Origin of the sequence: Marinifilum sp. RC60d5 (genome assembly GCF_052400665.1) — a bacterium.
Taxonomy (GTDB): domain Bacteria; phylum Bacteroidota; class Bacteroidia; order Bacteroidales; family Marinifilaceae; genus JBQTGK01.
Genome location: NZ_JBQTGK010000027.1, coordinates 1 through 732, shown reverse-complemented (window position 1 = coordinate 732; position 732 = coordinate 1). Strand labels below are relative to the sequence as shown.

1 protein-coding gene is annotated in these 732 nt (G+C 36.3%); it reads right to left on the bottom strand.

Annotated elements, in window-relative coordinates; all coding sequences use genetic code 11:
• Positions 1-732 (bottom strand): IS256 family transposase (locus tag ACT3CE_RS18860; protein WP_444711312.1); only part of this gene is annotated, 732 nt, incomplete at both ends.

The window sequence follows — 732 nt, the reverse complement described above, 5'->3', positions numbered from 1 at the left end:
CTGACCCTATCTTCAAATATAGTTAAAAACTGATTTAAGATCACTCCCCAATTTCTGATTGGCATGGTCCATTTTTTAGTGGCTTCCCTAACAGCCAGATAAACCGACTTCATTACAGCATCATCAGTAGGAAAAGAGAGTTTGTTTTTCGTGTATTTCCTGATTTTGCCATTCAAGTTTTCAATCAGGTTGGTTGTATAAATTATTTTTCTGATTTCTAACGGAAATTCAAAGAAAGCGGTTAGTTCTTCCCAGTTATCCCGCCAACTTTTAACAGCATAGGAATACTTTGAATTCCATTTGTCTGCAAAGTCTTCTAATGCTGCTTCAGCAGCAGCTTTTGTAGGAGCATTATAGATACATTTCATATCTTTTGTGAATTCCTTTTTATCCTTCCAGACTACATATCTGCTAGAATTTCGTATCTGATGAACAACACAAATTTGTCGAGTCGCTTGAGGAAATACATTTCGAATAGTATCGGTAAATCCATTCAGGTTATCGGTTGCCGTAATCAAAATATCCTGCAATCCACGTGCTTTCATATCAGTAAGTACACTCATCCAGTAAGAGGATGATTCATTTTTGCCTAACCAAAGCCCGAGAACTTCCTTTTTACCATCTCTACGAAGTCCTACTGCGATATAAACAGTCTTATTTATTACCTTGGAGTTTTCTCGTACTTTAAATACAATGCCGTCCATCCAAACAATTAGATAAACAGGTTCTAAT